The sequence below is a fragment of the Bartonella sp. MM97QHHN genome (assembly GCF_042194285.1).
GTDB lineage: Bacteria > Pseudomonadota > Alphaproteobacteria > Rhizobiales > Rhizobiaceae > Bartonella.
Genome location: NZ_JBHIMS010000016.1, coordinates 1 through 3162, shown reverse-complemented (window position 1 = coordinate 3162; position 3162 = coordinate 1). Strand labels below are relative to the sequence as shown.

The 3162-nt window shown below is 33.6% G+C and carries 3 protein-coding genes and 1 pseudogene; 1 reads left to right on the top strand and 3 read right to left on the bottom strand.

Annotation, left to right across the window (positions count from 1 at the left end):
* A partial coding sequence (locus tag ACFIJW_RS00255; protein ID WP_375632703.1) for a POTRA domain-containing protein occupies positions 1-528 on the bottom strand: 528 nt, incomplete at its 3' end.
* On the bottom strand, positions 521-700 hold the full coding sequence (locus ACFIJW_RS00250) for a hypothetical protein (protein ID WP_375616700.1): 180 nt from the start codon (positions 698-700) through the stop codon (positions 521-523). The genes ACFIJW_RS00250 and ACFIJW_RS00255, both read right to left, overlap by 8 nt.
* 309 nt (positions 701-1009) lie before the next feature.
* Between ACFIJW_RS00250 and ACFIJW_RS00245 the strand changes: the two are divergent.
* A pseudogene (locus ACFIJW_RS00245) lies at positions 1010-1564 on the top strand (type ISP restriction/modification enzyme); the annotation flags it as partial.
* A 152-nt stretch (positions 1565-1716) separates the two neighbouring features.
* Here the strand turns inward: ACFIJW_RS00245 and ACFIJW_RS00240 are convergent.
* Positions 1717-2367 (bottom strand): hypothetical protein, encoded by a 651-nt coding sequence (locus ACFIJW_RS00240; RefSeq protein ID WP_375632701.1) that lies wholly within the window; start codon positions 2365-2367, stop codon positions 1717-1719.
* Between the last annotated feature and the right edge of the window lie 795 nt (positions 2368-3162).

Below are 3162 nucleotides of genomic sequence, written 5' to 3'. Positions count from 1 at the left end.
CGTGGTGATTTCTCCTTGAGATTTCATTCCAACTTTATGCCCATCAAGGGTAATATCTTCCATCACACCTTCAACAACAACGATCTTGAGATGACCGCCGCTTAAATCTTGCTCAGGCAAATAAGCCCGCACTGCAATATAGCCGCGCTTCATATAAAGCTTGGTCACCGCTTTGAGCACTTTATTGATTTCGGCAATCCCCAAACACCGTCCTTCCCAAAGAGAAATGGCTTCATGAAGGTCGGTATGAGAAATCAACTGAACATCAACAAATTCAATGCTTTTGATCAGCAAACAGGTTGTACTAGGCGAAGCACCATAGGGAGATATGGTATCATCGTCTGGCAAAAATACCTCATGGGTTTTGTTTTTACGCTGCAATTGCTGAAAACGCTGTTGTTGCGTTTGTTGTCGTTGGATGCTCTCTGATTGATTAATCGCTTTCTCACGAATGTTTTGGGCAAAACTCGCCAACGAGAAAAGGCACAAAATAGCCGCAAAAACAAAAGTGAAAAAAAATCTATGCATTCATTGTGCCCTCAAAATGAGCAACAAAATGAACCATATCATCAGCGTCACAGAAAAAATCGCCAACCGCGTAACAATTTTTTAATTTTTTGATGAGAGTAATACTTATAACATCTGAGAAAAAAGCATAGACTGTACTGTATACACCTGCTTTATTAGTTGTGCAAACCATATCATTTCCCCCGCTTTTGAAGATTTTACAATGACACTGTTAAATGACAATCATACACTCTAATATGCTTCTTAATTTTAAGGTGTCGCATGTAATATAATTTTGAGCTTCAAGTAAAGCCTCTTATTCATAGAATATACCAAATTTATTGGAACTGTTACATATTAGAGACAACAAAAAACACTCCATTATTATCGCTTGATAAAAAAAATAGCATGACAATCGCTTATTTACTAAAATAAGAAAAAAAACGCGATAATAGTACAGATATAGGTTTAAAAATTGCCTCTCTGCTTACTTACTAAAACCATAACAAAAGATGATCTATTTTATTATGTTTACGGTCTTTTGCATTCAGAAGATTATCGCACCCGTTATGCTGATAATTTATGCAAAGAATTGCCTCGTATCCCTTGCGTAAAAACGGCTGATGATTTTTGGAAATTTGTGACAGCAGGGCGTGAACTCGGTCATTTGCACGTAAATTATGAAACTGTAGAGCCGTATCCAGTGACCTTTAAAAAAGGCAATCCAAAATTAACTGACATCCCTAATCCAGAAAAGTTTTATTATGTGACTGAAATGAAATTTGCTGGGAATAGTAAGGAAAAGGATAAATCAACTGTTATTTATAATAGCAATATCATCATGACAGATATCTCTCTTGAATCGGTTATGGGGCGTCAATGCGTTAAGACAGATAAAAAGAGTGGCATTGTTAATGATGCCAATCGCTATGCTGTTGAAACCGTTGGCAACCCTGCCTACCCTCTAGAGTTATTGCAGAGGGTTATTACCGTAAGTTTAGAAACAATGAAAATTGTTAAGAACTTACCAAAATTGGAAATAAGAGAAACTGAATAACTTATAAAGCATGCTCACATAATGGGTATGCTAAACGCATAAGGGGTATAAGGTCTTATACCTATAGGTTCCTATACCCCCTTTATACATTGCTTACATATAATCTTAATATGCGTTATTCTAAAAAGAAGAAACTTGCACTTTTAGATACTCTACTTTGGGACGATAAGCCCCTCTTTGGCTAGTTTCTCGACAGTTGTTTCTGCAACGCTTACTATGAGATTAGAAAATGATGCAAAAGCATTTCCATTGCTAGAGCCTTTTGCTAGCCATATGGTTTCTTTGTTTTTTGTATTGTGAATAAGGTAAACACTAACGCTTATGCCGGGCTTACTAATATTATGTCCACCGCTCACATAACCTGGTGTCGTTACAGTTCTTATGGTAGTAAAGTGTCCAACTTCCGAAATAGTACTTGTAGAGGTTCCTGGATGATATGTTGGCGGGATATACGTCTGTGATATAGCACGATTATCAACGCTAACTATTAGGAGTGCATCTGCGCCTTTATTTGTTATAATTTTCTCTTTCTCGTTATAGGAATAATTACGAGTTGGAGGGAAAAGTTCTAATCCTCTCAATATCTGTACATTGTATTTAACGAGGGATTTCTCAAAGGTGTCTTCAAGTTCTTTTTGCTCAAAAATAGACATGCCAACACCTCCTATAACCACCTTTTTGGTTTGAAATCGTCCCTTGTAGTTTGGATCAACAATTCCGGTCAAGTGTGTTACTTGATTATCCCAAGGACCACAAGCTGTGAGTATTAACAAACAAAATAAAATAAAAAACTTCATCATCATAAACCTTTGATTAATATCAAAAGTCTAATAATGTATTTATAATTCAAATTAAAGATACGATTTGAACTTTTAAATAATTTTTTTAGATTGTTTTGCAAAATTTAAGAAATCCACTCTTAAATAGAATTAGATTTTTTTACATTGCCTTTAAGAGGTTATACCGTAATCTAAAATGGATAGCTTTATTGTTATCAAAAGCTTTGTTTAAAGTGTGTTATGTATATTCATTTTGCTTATAGGTTTTGAAGGTGTAAAAACCGTCACCCCTCCCTCAAAACGTATATTATTGATTGAATTTAGAGGTTATATTATCAATATGGGTTGTTTTTTTAAGATCTATAAAATATTAACATATTGAAAAATAACATTTTTAATTTTTATCGTTTTTTTATCTAAAAGGGGCAACCCTCAAAACTCAAAAAACCGTCAAAACTCATAACCATAATGATCTTGATAGCATCTCTTATGAGTTACAAGCTATCTTTTGAAAAGCTTTAAAGAATCACATGATTTTCATAAAGCACGTTGTAATCATTCTCTAAATCATAAGGTTATTATTCAAAAGAACTGATTAAAATGCATAAAAGGGATTTTGATAACGTAATCAATTTTTAATTTCATACGCTTTTCATAAGACACGTGTTAATCACTCACTAAAAATATAATTTTATCTTTTAAAAAGAACTAATCAAAATAACAAAAGCCTATTAAAAAGGATTTTGCTCATCTCTATAATTATCAGTTTCTATTGAGATGTTTTCATAACAGTCTATAAATCGTAATTATCCTATTTAT

What these genes read in the sequence shown, in the direction of transcription:
- ACFIJW_RS00240 (WP_375632701.1), bottom strand. Translation starts at nt 2,367, where the DNA reads ATGATGATGAAGTTTTTTATTTTATTTTGTTTGTTAATACTCACAGCT.
- ACFIJW_RS00250 (WP_375616700.1), bottom strand. Translation starts at nt 700, where the DNA reads ATGGTTTGCACAACTAATAAAGCAGGTGTATACAGTACAGTCTATGCT.